Origin of the sequence: Ancylothrix sp. D3o, from assembly GCF_025370775.1 — a bacterium.
Taxonomy (GTDB): domain Bacteria; phylum Cyanobacteriota; class Cyanobacteriia; order Cyanobacteriales; family Oscillatoriaceae; genus Ancylothrix.
Genome location: NZ_JAMXEX010000016.1, coordinates 57,058 through 71,244 on the forward strand (window position 1 = coordinate 57,058; position 14,187 = coordinate 71,244).

The 14,187-nt window shown below is 41.1% G+C and carries 16 protein-coding genes; 6 read left to right on the forward strand and 10 right to left on the reverse strand.

Annotated features, from left to right (window positions below; translation table 11 throughout):
- The first annotated feature begins 88 nt into the window (after positions 1-88).
- Genes NG798_RS21360 through NG798_RS21370 form a run of 3 tightly spaced genes read left to right on the forward strand, consistent with a single transcriptional unit; the run spans position 89 to position 2,103 of the window.
- Positions 89-1,207 carry an ATP/GTP-binding protein gene (locus NG798_RS21360; RefSeq protein ID WP_261225731.1) on the forward strand — a complete coding sequence of 373 codons (1,119 nt, stop codon included), beginning with the start codon at positions 89-91 and terminating at the stop codon, positions 1,205-1,207.
- A 1-nt stretch (position 1,208) separates the two neighbouring features.
- A complete protein-coding gene (locus NG798_RS21365; RefSeq protein WP_261225732.1) occupies positions 1,209-1,847 on the forward strand; it encodes a DUF3226 domain-containing protein in 639 nt (212 codons plus the stop codon).
- A gap of 34 nt (positions 1,848-1,881) precedes the next feature.
- Positions 1,882-2,103, forward strand: coding sequence for a hypothetical protein (locus NG798_RS21370; protein ID WP_261225733.1), 222 nt, complete (start codon positions 1,882-1,884; stop codon positions 2,101-2,103).
- An 88-nt stretch (positions 2,104-2,191) separates the two neighbouring features.
- Here the strand turns inward: NG798_RS21370 and NG798_RS21375 are convergent, their stop codons facing one another.
- The 4 genes from NG798_RS21375 to NG798_RS21390 all read right to left on the reverse strand — a co-directional run bounded on the left by NG798_RS21375 (position 2,192) and on the right by NG798_RS21390 (position 4,269).
- The gene (locus tag NG798_RS21375) at positions 2,192-2,752 is read right to left on the reverse strand and encodes a Uma2 family endonuclease (protein ID WP_261225734.1); all 561 of its coding nucleotides are present in this window, start codon (positions 2,750-2,752) and stop codon (positions 2,192-2,194) included.
- A 4-nt stretch (positions 2,753-2,756) separates the two neighbouring features.
- Positions 2,757-3,038, reverse strand: coding sequence for a DUF2442 domain-containing protein (locus NG798_RS21380; protein WP_261225735.1), 282 nt, complete (start codon positions 3,036-3,038; stop codon positions 2,757-2,759).
- A complete protein-coding gene (locus NG798_RS21385) occupies positions 3,016-3,255 on the reverse strand; it encodes a DUF4160 domain-containing protein (RefSeq protein WP_261225736.1) in 240 nt (79 codons plus the stop codon). Before NG798_RS21385 ends, NG798_RS21380 begins: the two co-directional genes overlap by 23 nt.
- Positions 3,256-3,531: 276 nt before the next feature.
- Positions 3,532-4,269 (reverse strand): calcium-binding protein, encoded by a 738-nt coding sequence (locus NG798_RS21390; RefSeq protein WP_261225737.1) that lies wholly within the window; start codon positions 4,267-4,269, stop codon positions 3,532-3,534.
- Positions 4,270-4,484: 215 nt separating this feature from the next.
- On the opposite strand from NG798_RS21390, the gene NG798_RS21395 reads away from it, so the two are divergent.
- On the forward strand, positions 4,485-5,876 hold the full coding sequence (locus NG798_RS21395; protein WP_261225738.1) for an NB-ARC domain-containing protein: 1,392 nt from the start codon (positions 4,485-4,487) through the stop codon (positions 5,874-5,876).
- Positions 5,877-5,965: 89 nt separating this feature from the next.
- Here the strand turns inward: NG798_RS21395 and NG798_RS21400 are convergent, their stop codons facing one another.
- The 3 genes from NG798_RS21400 to psbA form a co-directional block, all read right to left on the reverse strand.
- Entirely contained in the window at positions 5,966-6,190 is a 225-nt protein-coding gene (locus NG798_RS21400) for a type II toxin-antitoxin system HicB family antitoxin (RefSeq protein ID WP_261225739.1), read from the reverse strand.
- Complete coding sequence (locus NG798_RS21405; RefSeq protein ID WP_261225740.1) at positions 6,187-6,408, reverse strand: type II toxin-antitoxin system HicA family toxin; 222 nt, start codon at positions 6,406-6,408, stop codon at positions 6,187-6,189. The genes NG798_RS21400 and NG798_RS21405 overlap by 4 nt, the downstream gene beginning before the upstream one ends.
- Positions 6,409-6,671: 263 nt before the next feature.
- Positions 6,672-7,733: a photosystem II q(b) protein gene (gene psbA / locus NG798_RS21410; protein ID WP_261225741.1), complete on the reverse strand. Its 1,062-nt coding sequence runs from the start codon at positions 7,731-7,733 to the stop codon at positions 6,672-6,674.
- Positions 7,734-7,934: 201 nt separating this feature from the next.
- On the opposite strand from psbA, the gene NG798_RS21415 reads away from it, so the two are divergent.
- The gene (locus NG798_RS21415; RefSeq protein WP_261225742.1) at positions 7,935-9,368 is read left to right on the forward strand and encodes a bifunctional orotidine-5'-phosphate decarboxylase/orotate phosphoribosyltransferase; all 1,434 of its coding nucleotides are present in this window, start codon (positions 7,935-7,937) and stop codon (positions 9,366-9,368) included.
- Here the strand turns inward: NG798_RS21415 and NG798_RS21420 are convergent.
- Positions 9,365-10,210 (reverse strand): RusA family crossover junction endodeoxyribonuclease, encoded by an 846-nt coding sequence (locus NG798_RS21420; protein ID WP_261225743.1) that lies wholly within the window; start codon positions 10,208-10,210, stop codon positions 9,365-9,367. The genes NG798_RS21415 and NG798_RS21420 overlap by 4 nt on opposite strands.
- A 263-nt stretch (positions 10,211-10,473) precedes the next feature.
- Between NG798_RS21420 and NG798_RS21425 the strand changes: the two genes are divergently transcribed.
- Positions 10,474-11,358 (forward strand): alpha/beta hydrolase, encoded by an 885-nt coding sequence (locus NG798_RS21425; protein ID WP_317619622.1) that lies wholly within the window; start codon positions 10,474-10,476, stop codon positions 11,356-11,358.
- Between the two features lie 42 nt (positions 11,359-11,400).
- Here the strand turns inward: NG798_RS21425 and NG798_RS21430 are convergent, their stop codons facing one another.
- A complete protein-coding gene (locus NG798_RS21430; RefSeq protein WP_317619620.1) occupies positions 11,401-11,937 on the reverse strand; it encodes a hypothetical protein in 537 nt (178 codons plus the stop codon).
- Complete coding sequence (locus NG798_RS21435; protein ID WP_261225745.1) at positions 11,907-13,679, reverse strand: ABC transporter ATP-binding protein; 1,773 nt, start codon at positions 13,677-13,679, stop codon at positions 11,907-11,909. Before NG798_RS21435 ends, NG798_RS21430 begins: the two co-directional genes overlap by 31 nt.
- Positions 13,680-14,187 lie beyond the last annotated feature (508 nt).

A 14,187-nucleotide genomic window follows, 5' to 3' on the forward strand; every position in this document is an offset into this window, starting at 1 on the left:
TTTACGGAATGATGTTTTAAAATCAGTTTGTGGTAAATTTTTACCAGAGATGATATAAGTGAGTTGGAAGCAATTAAGGTGAGTTTGTATGCTGGAGTCTTTTCAGATACATAATTTTAGGGTTTTTCAACAACTTGAAGTTAGAAAGTTGGGACGAGTTAACCTAATTGTAGGCAAAAATAATTCGGGTAAAAGTACGTTTCTGGAAGCAGTACAACTCTATGCCAGCAATGCTTCTTCAACAGTGTTGGTTGAGATTGTAGAGTCTAGGCAAGAAACATGGGTTAGTGAGGCTTTATCACATTCTCAAAATTTTATCGGTAATGCGGTACGGCATCTTTTCTTTGGTCATAAATTGCCGAAAATAGGAGAGGAGGGGATTTCTCTGGGAGAGATATCTTCAAACAGAAAGCTGGAACTGGGTATTGCTGCTTACCAGAATACAAATGATGATGAAGGTAGGGTTAAAAAAATTCGTATTCCCGATGGAAATTTTGATGAAGATTTATCTAATGTGGAAATTTTCATGGTAGCAAAAGAAGGAAAAAAAACTAGAAGAATTTTTTTGTTGGATAGGGATATTACAAAGTTTCGACAAAACTCTATTTTGTATGAAAAGCCGGGATCGGAAACCAAATACACATGGCAGATTGTTGCCACAAATAATATGCCAAATCGAAAATTAGCGGCACTTTGGGATTTAACGAGTTTAACTGATTTAGAGTCGGAGGTTATTTCTGCCCTTGGTTTAATTGATGAAAGAGTTTCTGGAGTTGCTTTTGTAGAGGATGCTAGTAGACGTGCCATTGATAACCGTATTCCTTTGGTAAAAATGAAAGGTATTGATGAGCCATTACCGCTCAAAAGTATGGGAGATGGGATGACTCGTTTGTTCCATATAATTCTGGCTCTTGTAAATGCTAAAAATGGAATTTTATTAATTGATGAATTTGAAAACGGGTTGCATTGGAGTGTGCAGCCTAAAGTTTGGGATATTGTTTTTCAGCTATCGGAAAGGCTGAATGTGCAAGTGTTTGCAACAACTCACAGCCGCGATTGTATAAAAGGTTTTGATTATGCCTGGAATAAGTATCCTAAACAGGGTGCTTTTTTCAGACTTGATGCCAAGAGTCACGGGGTTAAAGCCACAGAATATACAGCGGAAACGCTTACAGATGCGATTGAAATGGATGTTGAGGTGCGATAGGATGGGGGATGTTTGTAAGCAAGATTCAGATAAAGTTTTATTGGTTGAGGGTGATAATGATTGTCATGTGGTGATGGCTTTATGTAAGGCTCATAATGTCCCTGAGATTTTTGGGATATATCAATGTGGTTCAGATGAGGGGGTTTTAAAGCGTTTAAATGCTCTGATTCTACGTCCTAATCCGCCTCAAGTAATTGGTGTTATGCTTGATGCGGATAAGCCGTCTGTTGAAGGGAGATGGCAGAGTATAAAAGATAAATTAAGAAATAATAATCACACTTATTTGCTGCCAGAAATTCCTAATGCTGATGGGACAATTGTTGAGGGTGAAGGTAAACCTAAGCTTGGATTTTGGCTAATGCCAAATAATCAAGATCGTGGGATGTTAGAAGATTTTTGTGCGGAACTTGCCGAACCGGCATCTCTGGAATTTGCGCGAGAATGTGTTGAACAAGCAAAGGAAAGGAATGTGAAAACTTTTAAAGATGTGCATAGTAGTAAAGCGGTTATTCATACATATCTTGCTTGGCAGGATGAACCCGGTTATCCATTAGGGAAAGCAATTACAAGTCAGGCTCTTCGTCCTCAAACACAGGTTGCAGTAAAATTTACGAATTGGTTAATATGTTTATTTAGATAACATTTTTATTGGTTTTTTAAAATCAAACAAAGAAATGGAAGATGAATTACTTTCTGAATATGATTTTGCTCAGATGCAAGGAGGTGTTAGAGGTAAGTATGTTGAGCGATATCGTGCAGGGACGAACTTAGTGCTTTTAGATTCTGATGTGGCTGAAGCTTTTCCAAATGATGCGGCTGTGAATGATGCTTTGAGGATGTTAATTCAGATTGCAAACCGGCATAATTTTAATAATAGGGTGAAGCCAACTGAATAAAACTCTAGGTTTATTGTTTTCAACAATAGTGATAGGGTAGGTTTTGCCGGCGGGGTTTTGGGTTTAGTAAACTTGAGGAAAAAATAACTTACTTAGGAATTTTTGCCAATTGAAAAACCTGTTCTGCGGTAATTTCTAAACCTTCAAACAAAGAATCAATTAAGGGGGTATCTGACCTATAAGTTTGGGCCGGTGCATCGGGATAAAAAACTGTAATGCTTCTAGCTTGACTATCGACAATCCAAACTCGTAATACACCGGCATTTAAGTAATCTCTTGCTTTAGTCATCAAGTCCCCAAAAGTTTGTCCGGGTGAAATAATTTCGATGACTAATTCTGGGGGTACGGAACAGACACCATCTTGATCCCAGTCAGCAGGAAATCGCTCAACTGAAATGTACAAAAGGTCTGGGATGGGTACCCAGTCTCGATTTGTTCGAGTTAATTTAATGCCTAGTTCGGGGCAAACTTCTCCTCGTTCATCACACCATTCTGAGAGCAATTGAAGTAAAACTCTGGTGAGTCGAGAATGAAATTTTTTCGGTGACATTTTAGGGATAGCCTCGCCATTAACTAATTCGTAAGTTACATCATCTGCCGGTAGGGCAAAAAATTCTTCGAGGGTTAGTTCTTTTTTTGTTTGCAACATTTTCTTAATCATTTACGCTAGGGATTGATGCTTGATTTCGAGGTGCCGGTGCACCGCGTAATAATCCTTCGATGCTAATATCTTCATCTATTTCTTGCCAATGAATCCCGTAACCGCCGCCGCAAATTTGCCATTTTTCTAACTGTTCGGGGGTAGCTTTGAGGAGTCGGGGGAACCAAGCTAGGGGAACTGTTATAATGCGTCCATCCATGATTTCAACGCTGAAAGAATCTTCATGGATAATAACGGTTTTTACCCGGATATCAGTTTGAGTTGAAATATTCATTCCATGCCTCCAAAAATTTTTGTTGATTAGCTTCGACAAGTAATTGTATTATCCTTAATTCTTTAGCCTTAAATCCGATATTTTTTGCTAAAGATACCGGAGATAACCAAAATTTAGCTGACATTTCATCTTTATCAATATGAATATGGGGAGGTTCGTTTGGTTCATGGCTGTAAAAGTAGAAGCGATAGCCTTCAAATCTTAAAACTGTTGGCATTGTCTAATAAAGTTTTAAGGAGTATATAATATATCATATTTACGGATTTTTGTCAATTTTTTAATAGTTCATTTGTATTGTGTTTTTATTTTAGCTGTAATGTTTGTAAAAGAACCCCCCCAATCCTCCCCCTGCGCGGGGAAGGAGTTAAAACTTTTCTGCCTACAAGCGAGGAGGGAATTTTGGAAAATGTAGGTTGGGTTTCGTTACTCAACCCAACCTACCAGTCAAAGTAACCGATGATTTTCATGCAGCAGATGCCATCAAGTCGAAATGCTAAAAGCTAAAAAAATCTGAACTAGAGATGAAATCACTCGCGTCTAGTTGGCTTACGTTCAAGGTTTCATTTGCATTTGGAGAGTTAATAGCACCTATGATTTGACCACTAGATTTGAGACTAATCACTATATCAGCCAAGGTATAACTAAGTCCTTTTTGTGTCAATGCTGAATCGGGTTGTAAAGAATCTACTTGCTTCAAGAGAATGTCATCAAATTTAAGACCTCCGGTTAAACCAATTCGATCAACTCCATCTTGAAAATCATTAATCACATCAATATCGTTAGCATTAACTCTCAGAGCAAATACATCTGAACCCGCACTTCCCGTCAGTTCATCCGAACCTAAATCTCCAAACAAAAAGTCATTTCCATCCCCACCTGTTAGCTCATCATTTCCTTTCCCTCCATAAAGGGTATCATTGCCTCGATCTCCTTGTAAAAAATCTTGCCCAAGATTACCAAAAAACAAATCATCGTCTCGATCAGGTTGTTCTACTCCGTTATCTATTATAAAATCATTACCGTCTGAACCGATAATCGTATCATTCCCGTTTTCACCATTAAGATTATCATTCCCATTCCCAGCAACAATAAAATCGCTACCTGCAAGTCCAGAAATGATGTCTTGACTTCCTCCGTTCCCAAAAATAGTATCTTTACCCCCTGTTCCTGTAATTATATCGCTCTCAGGAGTTCCTTGTGCGTTTGGATCTAGCTCAAGAATAACAAACATTTTTACTCGCTCCTTGTATAGATTTCTTCAAAAATTATGGCTAATATATAGCTTATATACCTTAAAAAAATTGTCAAGATGTATAAAGTGTTATTTAGGATGCTAAACAAAAATTTTATCTGTTAAATAGAGTAAGAAAAAGTGTGATTTGGTTTTCTTAAGTGTTGGCAAGTATGATATAGTGTGATGACCTAAAAATTACGCCACTTTTAGCTATGGACATTCAAGAGGTTTTGCAATGGACTGATGAGCAAGTATTCGCCAAGACAGGAAAACATTTTGATTCGTTGCAAAAACTTATATTAGAGGAAGTTTGGCAAGGTAAGAAATATACTGAAATAGCTAAAAAGTGCAATCGTTCAGAAGAGCATATTAAACAAGTTGCTAGAAAATTATGGAAACTTCTCTCTGAGCTTTTGGAAGAAGATATTAAACAAGCTAATGTTCGCTCTATCTTAGAAAGAAAAGTAATATCTACGATTTACAATTATGGTAAGTCTTCACAGATTGTTGGTTACATGAAGAGTCATATCAATATCTGTACAGAAAATCGGCCCTATCCAGAAGAAATTAAACCACCCTCACCCTCACCCCCAGACACTCCCCAAAACAAAAATCAAACCCCAATAATAGACTTAACACAAGCACCGGCCCTAACCGAATATTACCCCCGCACCACAGAAGAAACCACCCTCAAAAACTGGATATTAAACACCACTACCCCCCTAATTACAATCTACGGCTTAAATGGAATAGGAAAAAGCAGCCTCACCCTCCAACTTATCCAAGAAATACAAACAGAATTTGACTACATTATCTGGCAAAGCCTCAACGACAAACCCACCCTAACCACCCTACAAACCAACCTCAAACAAATTTTTTCCCAAACCCAAAAAACCCCCTTCCCAACAATCCTAGATTATTTCCGCACCTATCGCTGTTTAGTTATTATTGATGACCTCCAAAACATCTTTAAAACCCGTGAAATAGCCGGCCAATACTTACACGAATATGAAGATTACCACAATTTTTTTAAACAAATAGCCACCACAACCCATCAAAGTTGCTTAATACTCCTGACATCAGAAAAACCCAGAGAAATAACAGCATTAGAAGGAGAAAACAGGCCCGCCAAAAAATTACACCTCAAAGGCTTAGGAGAACAAGCCAAACAAATCTTAAAACAACAACAATTAAACGGCGAGGAAAAATGGCCAGAACTAATTACCCTTTATCAAAGTCATCCTACCTGGTTAAACATCATAGCCTCAACAATTCAAGAATTCTTTAACGGTAGCGTCTCCCAGTATTTAGCCGACCCGAATGATATATATTTAGGAGAGATAGAGCCGGCCTTAGAAACTCAATTACAGCGCCTATCCGACTCTGAAAAAACCGTGATAAGGTGGTTGGCCGGCCAAACAAAACCCGTAGAAATCTCACAAGGGCCGGTGGAAACAGCATTATCAAAAACTCAATTTTTGCAAGCCATAGAATCCTTAAACCGGCGCAGCTTAGTAGAAAAAGAGCAACTCTCAGCAAAAGCAAGGTTTCAAATTAACCCTATCTTTAAACAATACATACAATCCAATTACTCTATCAGTTGATATGAATAAGCACAGAGCTTTATGATAAATTGCCAATTCTTATCAAAAACCTCATAGGAGTGGCAACACCGGCTCTTTCTTGTATAAACTTATGCAGCCGGCAATATTTCTTTGATTTTTTTCATTTCAGGTAAAGCTTTCCCTTCTTCTCGATAACTTTCAACCAGCAACTCTATAACCTCTTGAGCATTTTTCACAGCATCTTCATAACTCTCTCCATGAGTCACCGGCTGCATTACCTCCAGAAATTCAGGCAGAAAAACAACAAAACATTCATCCTCTTGCGACCATTGAATAATAACAGTATATTTCATTTCTCTTCCTCCTCCTCTTCAATTTTTTTCAGTGCTTCTAAACAATCATTCACTTGCCTTTCCAAATAAAGTTTAGCATCACTGCCATCCTTACCCGCAATAATGATAGCCTGTGGCAATTTCGGGTGCTTCCACTTACTATGGCTACCCTTGGCCGGTTGGCAAATAAATCCTGCTTTGAGCAAAAGGCTTTTTAATTCTCCGATCTTTCTAGGCATAATCTATTCTCAAGTTTTTCTTTATGGCTCCACTCTAATAGACACCGCAATTTTCCGTTAAATTCGCTTGATTTATTAGAAAACCAATTGATTTATTAAAAATCGCTTAAAAAAGTGCGAGCTTTGATAATCAATAAAAAATAAAGCCAAAGAAATAAAAAAAATAAGGCAAACACAAAAAGCGCCCCCCATTTCTGGAGAGCGCCTTTTGTAATTATTCAGTTTTCGAGGAACAAGCCCTCATAAAACCTGATTGCTAAATCTTAGCCTTTGATGGAAGGAGCTTCCACAGAAGCCAAGTCGAGAGGGAAGTTATGAGCATTACGCTCGTGCATTACTTCCATACCCAAGTTAGCGCGGTTGATAACATCAGCCCAGGTATTGATTACGCGACCTTGAGAGTCGATCACAGACTGGTTGAAGTTGAAACCGTTCAAGTTGAAAGCCATCGTGGAGATACCCAAAGCGGTAAACCAGATGCCGATCACCGGCCAAGCACCCAAGAAGAAGTGCAAGGAACGGCTGTTGTTGAAAGAAGCGTATTGGAAAATCAAACGACCGAAGTAGCCGTGAGCAGCAACGATGTTGTAGGTTTCTTCTTCTTGACCGAATTTGTAGCCGTAGTTTTGGCTTTCAACTTCGGTGGTTTCACGAACCAAGCTAGAAGTTACCAAAGAACCGTGCATAGCAGAGAACAACGATCCACCGAATACACCGGCAACTCCCAACATATGGAAGGGGTGCATCAAGATGTTGTGCTCAGCTTGGAACACCAACATGAAGTTGAAGGTTCCAGAGATACCCAAAGGCATACCATCGGAGAAAGAACCTTGACCCAAGGGGTAGATCAAGAATACTGCGGTAGCAGCGGCTACGGGAGCGCTGTAAGCTACGCAGATCCAAGGACGCATACCCAAACGGTAGGAGAGTTCCCACTCACGACCCATGTAGCAGAATACGCCGATCAAGAAGTGGAAAATTACCAACTGGTAAGGGCCACCATTGTAGAGCCACTCATCGAGAGAAGCGGCTTCCCAAATGGGGTAGAAGTGAAGACCGATAGCGTTGCTAGAAGGAACAACGGCGCCGGTGATGATGTTGTTGCCATAGAGTAAAGAACCGGCAACGGGTTCGCGGATACCGTCGATGTCAACCGGAGGGGCTGCAACGAAGGCGATCAAAAAGCAGGTGGTGGCGGTTAAGAGAGTAGGGATCATCAAAACGCCGAACCAGCCGATATAAAGGCGGTTTTCGGTGCTTGTAACCCAGCTACAGAACCGTTCCCAAACGTTAGAGCGCTCTGTGCGCTGTAAGGTGGTGGTCATCGTTTTATGAGTGCTTATTTGTTTTTCAAGGTTCAGGGCGGTTGTTTTCCGCCGATGTGAATACCATAACTCAGTTTTGTTACATTTCGCAATACTTATTTAATTAATTTAACTTTTCAGAGACATTAGGAAAACTTATCAAGTTGTTCGGACGTAAAGAAGTTGTAACATCTGAGTGTCCCGACGCTGGAAGGAAAGGCCATGAACTTTTTTGACAAGCTGCTTGTTGCAACAGAACGTAATCAGAGTTTGCTTTACGTTGCGCTTGACCCTGACCCCGACAGCTTGCCACAACGCTATGCCAGCGACAACCGGCTCACCGGCCTCCGCGATTGGTTGCACGATATTATTACAGAAACCGCTGATATAGTCTGTGCATATAAACCCACTTTGGGATACTATCAGGCGCTTGGGCCGGCCGGTTTAGAACTGCTGGAAGATATCCTGCAATTGATTCCTGAGAATGTGCCGGTGATTTTAGATGCCAAGCACAGCGATTTGAATACAAGCACAGTATTTGCCCGGATGGCATTTGAACGTTGGGGCGTGGATGCTTGCACGCTGAGTCCATTTGCCGGTTTGGATCATGTTGCGCCCTTTTTGGTGTATCCGGGGAAAGCCGTGTTTATATTATGTGCTACAGCGAATTTTTCCGGCGCAGAATTGCAAGAATATTCGCTTAAAGATTTACCTTGGTATTTACAATTAGTGCAAGCAGCAAAAAATTGGGGAACGCCTGAACAATTAGGTTTAGAAGTAATGGGATCAATACCAGATGTGGTAGGAAAAGTTAGAAAAAATGCCCCCGAACGTTTAATTTTATGGCTGGGGGATGTGGTCAAAAGAGAAGATTTAGGAGAAATTTTAGCAGCCGGTTTGAATGAAAATGGCGAGGGATTATTAGTGCCGGTGCCGGCAGATTTGCTGGCAGAAGAACGCTGCTCAGAAGCGGTGCAACGATTGCGAGATACGGTGAACATTAAACGGCTTGAAATCATGCGAGAAGGGCCAAGCTGTGAGCTTTGGTTGCCGGATGTTTGTTTTTTGCAGCATCAGGCGCATCGGGATTTAATTTTACAGCTTTTTGATATTGGTTGTATTACATTTGGCGATCATGTACAAGCATCGGGTGCCATTTTTCCCTATTATATTGACTTGCGAAAAATTATTTCCCAGCCCCAGATTTTTCATCAAATTGTCGGGGCGTATGCAGAGATTTTAGAGGTGTTGGAGTATGACCGCATTGCCGGAATTCCTTATGGTTCTTTGCCAACGGCGACGGGGTTAGCGTTGCGTTTAGAAAAGCCGATGATTTTTCCCCGCAAAGAAGTGAAAGCACATGGAGCAAAACGAGTGATTGAGGGTAACTTTGTGGAGGGGGAAAAGATTGTCGTGGTGGATGATATTCTAATTTCCGGAAAAAGCGTTATGGAAGGTGCCCAAAAGTTGAAGGCGGCGGGATTAGAAGTAGAAGATATTGTCGTTTTTATTGACCATGAAAAAGGGGTGAAAGACCGGCTCAGGGAAAATGGCTATCGGGGTCATTCGGTGTTAAAAATTTCAGAAATTGCTGAGACTTTATATCAAGCCGGCAGAATTGATTCTCAGCAGTATCAATTGTTTGTAGATTATTAATCAGCCGTTAGATCAGTTGGCAGAGGAATAATGGTTATATGTGCGCCTTGGATGCCTTCGGGTATAAGTTTAAAAGCGATTTCTGGGATGTAAGAGATGTTGTCGTTTTTGAATACTCCGACGGCAACTAAAGCATCAAGAAAACTGCCGATAATGTTGTCTGCGTCGGCATTCATTCGGTGTTTTCCAATCAGACGAACTTTGACGGCGGCGCGGGGGATAGGGAACACCGGCAAATTTTGTTTTTCATTCATTTGTCGGTAGAGTTCCACTTCGGCAAAGTTTCGCCAGGCGCGATATCGGGGGGGTAAATAAGTTCCGTTTCGGGTGACTCTGGGGCGTGCTTTGGGAACGACATTACCAGGGAGAAAAAACGTGATTTTTTCAACGGTTTTTTGTTTAAAAAGGCTGGGAGTTGCTTCTAATGTGGCTGTCATTTGTATTGGTTGTTCGGTTTCTTCTTCCCAGTTTTCTTCGTCAATGTCAAAGGTTAGTGATGGATGAAAATATTCGGGTTTTTTGGTTAGCAAAGCGCTGCTAGGCGGCGGGGTTAATGTTGGCCAACCTTGGGCAATTGAAATGTAGGTTTGGGCTGTTTTTTCGGAAAAATTGCAATTTTGTGCCAGCCAGGTTTGCCATTCGCTGGGGGTGAGTTGTTCTTGCAGTTGCAATAAGGCTTCACCCGCATCTCTGGCAAAAACTAGGCCGGTGGTGGGGTTGTCGATGCAGCAGCGGTGGGCTTTGTTGATGCGTGTGGTGATGTCTTGCTGGGGTGAGAGAATGGGGGTTTCTCGCACCGGCAGTTGTCGAAAGGTTGGCAGTAGTTGGTTTGTGGGTGTCAAGGCAGTTTTTTGATGGTAGTTTTGTTGTACTTTTTCAGATGGATTCGCTGTTTTTCACCGGCCCTCCGGCAGATACGATAGCATTTTTTTAAAGGCTGATGTTTATTATTCAATTTTTCGGGCAATGTCAAGGCAAATTAGATGTTTTTTGGGCAAAATGGGCTTTTTTTAGATTTAACTGCTGAAATTTATTAAAATTTTTTAAAGGAAGGAGGCCGGTTTTCATGTTCAGCAAGAAATGATTGAATATTGGGTAAAATACAATAATGTCTAAATACCTACCTCCTGAATTTAAAAACCTCATTGAGCCCACCTCTATTGCCCTTGCAGCGAGTGTGGAACGTGCCGATATCGCCACTCCCTTGAGTGAGCAATCAATTCCTACAACCTTTGTCCGCAAAGGTGCCAGTGGCGTACCAATTTTATTATTACATGGCTTTGATAGCTCACTTTTTGAATTCCGCCGACTCTTTCCTTTACTCTCAGAAAACCACGAAACTTGGGCGGTTGATTTATTAGGTTTTGGCTTCACAGAACGCCTGGAAAATCTGCCTATCTCCCCCACAGCCATTAAAACCCATCTCTATTATTTCTGGAAAAGTTTAATCAACCGGCCTGTTATTTTAGTCGGCGTTTCTATGGGTGGTGCGGCGGCAATTGATATTGCGTTAACTTACCCAGAAATGGTGCAAAAATTAGTGCTTGTAGACAGTGCTGGGATGACAAGCGGGCCGGCAATGGGTAAGTTTTTAATTTCCCCTTTAGGCTATTTAGCCACCGAGTTTTTACGCAATCCAAAAGTACGGCAAAATATCAGCAAAACCGCTTATTTTGATGAAACTTTTGCCTCGGAAGATGCCGCCCTTTGTGCAGCTTTACATCTAAAAATGCCGCGCTGGAATCAAGCTTTAATTGCCTTTACAAAAAGCGGTGGTTATCGCTCATTTATTGATAAATTGCACCATCTTACCCAACCAACGCTGATTTTATGGGGAGAAAATGACCGCATTTTGGGTATAAAAGATGCGGCTAAGTTTGAAACCGCAATTTCTGGAAGTAAGTTAATTTGGATTAAAAATTGTGGTCATGTGCCGCATTTGGAACAACCAGAAATTACAGCACGGCATATTTTAGAGTTTGGAATTTAAACCGCAGATAAACGCAGATAGCCTATCTGCGTTCATTTAGGGTTAAATAATAGCTTCAATTTGTTGGCTCATCCCCTGTTCTAAGCGGGAAATTAAAGTATCGACATCTACGCCAACTTGAGCAAAACATTCGGGGGGTAAAGGATCTGGTTGGTATTGGATGAGTTTGATTTGACCGGCACCAATTCCAATAATTAAAACTTCTTTTTCCGGTTGGTGGTTATCCACAATTCCTAACACTTCCCGAAAGTGATTATTTGCATTTTTATTTAATTGTTCAATGGCTGTTCTGGGACAATACACAAAATGCGGTTGCGGCTTTAAATCGATACCCAAGGTTTCGTCTGTTTTGCCTTTCTCTAAATGTAATCCCCAGGCTAATGCAGCGATTTCTTTCTGATTATATCGCACAAATTCGCCTAGCTGCCGGCGCCATTTTTCTTCTGTAACATTAGGCTGGATAGGATTGCCAAACATGATGTTTTCTGCCTTCTTTTCGGAGTGAGATTTCGGAATGTTTTCTACTTTATCACGGGTGGGGCTGATTTTTATGCTCGTATTCCCATTTGCACTTGCCATAAACCGGCATATATGCCTTTTTGTTCGAGCAGTTGTTCATGCCGGCCCCATTCTATAAGTTTGCCATGTTCCATGACATAAATGCAATCAGCATTTCTGACTGTTGATAGCCGGTGTGCAATAGCAATGGTAGTGCGGTTTTGGGTAATGCGTTCTAGGGATTTTTGAATAGCTGCTTCTGTTTCGTTATCTACAGCGGAGGTGGCTTCATCTAATATTAATATTGGCGGGTTTTTGAGGATGGCGCGAGCAATTGCTAATCTTTGTCTTTGTCCGCCAGAAAGTTTTTGTCCCCGTTCTCCTACAATCGTATCATAACCCTGGGGAAGTTGGGTAATAAATTCGTGGGCTTCTGCTATTTTTGCCGCTTCTATGATTGCTTCAAAGGTGGCATTAAACGTGCCGTAGGCGATATTTTCTGATACGGTTCCATGAAATAAAAATACATCTTGGCTGACTAATCCAATGGCTTGCCGCAAGTCTTTTAATTGAATTTGTTTGATGTCGGTTCCATCAATAGTAATCGTCCCTGATTCAATTTCGTAAAGGCGCAATAATAGCTTGACTAAAGTGCTTTTTCCGCTGCCGGTTGAACCGACAATCGCAATGGTTGCACCGGCGGGAATTTGCAGGCTCAAATTTTGAATCACCGGCCTCCTATTTGGATAGGCAAAAGCGACATCTTTTAGCTCAATTTCACCGCGTACCCATTCCACCGGCAAAGCTTTATCCCCAGAATGAATTTCTATGGGAGTGTCTAATAAATTCAGCACTCTTGTGGTAGAAGCCATTGCTCTTTGATATTGATCAAACGTTTCTCCCAATCGCGTTAAAGGCCATAACAACCGCTGAATTAAAAACACTAAAACGCTATAAGTTCCCACCGACATTTTACCATTCACAGCTTCCATCCCACCATAAAGTAATAAAGCCGTAAACCCCACCAAAATAATCATCCGAATTAGGGGAACAAAGGCAGCAGAAAGGGTAATTGCACGGCGGTTACTTTGGCGATATGCTTCACTTTCTCTCTCGATACGTTTGGCTTCGTAGGCTTCGGCGGTGAAGCTTTTAATCGTGGTAATTCCTTGCAAATTATTGGCTAATTGTCCATTGAGTAAACTGACTTTTTCCCGCACCTCTGCATACCGGGGTGCAAGCAAACCTTGAAATAAAACAGAACCCCACAAAATAAATGGCATCGGTAACATCGCCATCCACGCCACACTCGGCGCCAGAATGAAAAATGCACCGCCAATAATAATAACGGTGGCGCTGACTTGCAAGATTTCATTTGCACCAAAATCAAGGAATCTTTCGAGTTGATTAATGTCATCGCTGAGGATAGACATCAAAGCGCCGGTGCTGCGTTCTTCAAAGTAAGATATTTCTAATTCTTGAATGTGGCGGTAGGCATCTTGTCTTAAATTATGCTGGATAGATTGACCTAAATTTCGCCATAGTCTTGCATAAGCATATTCAAAAATTGATTCCAATATCCAGACAATGACTGTCAAAATAGAGAGGATAATAAATTGACTAAAAACGTCTTTAACTCCCCATTTAGCGATCAGGGAATCTTCTTGTTTGACAATTACATCAACAGCAGCCCCAATTAAAGCTGGGGGTGCTAGGTCGAATATTTTATTAAGAATTGAACAAACCGTTGCTTGCCAAATTTGAATTTGATATTGCTTACCGTAGTTGAACAGGCGCCGGAGGGGGTGAGCGGTTTTAGTCACAGGTTTAAGTGAAAGAAAATTGAAGATTGGAATTTACCAAGAGGGCAATTTCTATTTTATCTGATTTGTAGGATTCGTGGTACGGAACTGGAGGTTTTTAGTGACTGGTGTAATTTTTCAAAAAGCCCCTTTCTTGTAAGCTAGAGAAAGCTGAGTATGAAATGCTCCAATTTTCTCGGTATTTGCTAAGGATATTTTCAAGTTATATGGAGGGGCCGAATACTCGTTTGTCTAGTTCGCTTGACTTCGCCGTTGCAGTATACAGTGGCCGATTGAGAAGAAACACTCGCTATCGCCAGTAATCAGGAACATGACTTTACACGCAAAAGCTGTTTGCGGTTTAATGCCTTCAAAGGTTTTATGGCGCAACTGCCCTACAACTAATAGTAGCGGGGCCGCCCGCCGCTTAGTGGAAAAAGAAACAGCCAAAAAAATACTCATCAAACAATTGCAAATCACCGCCAGATGCAAAGATAATCTATTGGCACACCCGACAACCGAGCAAGGA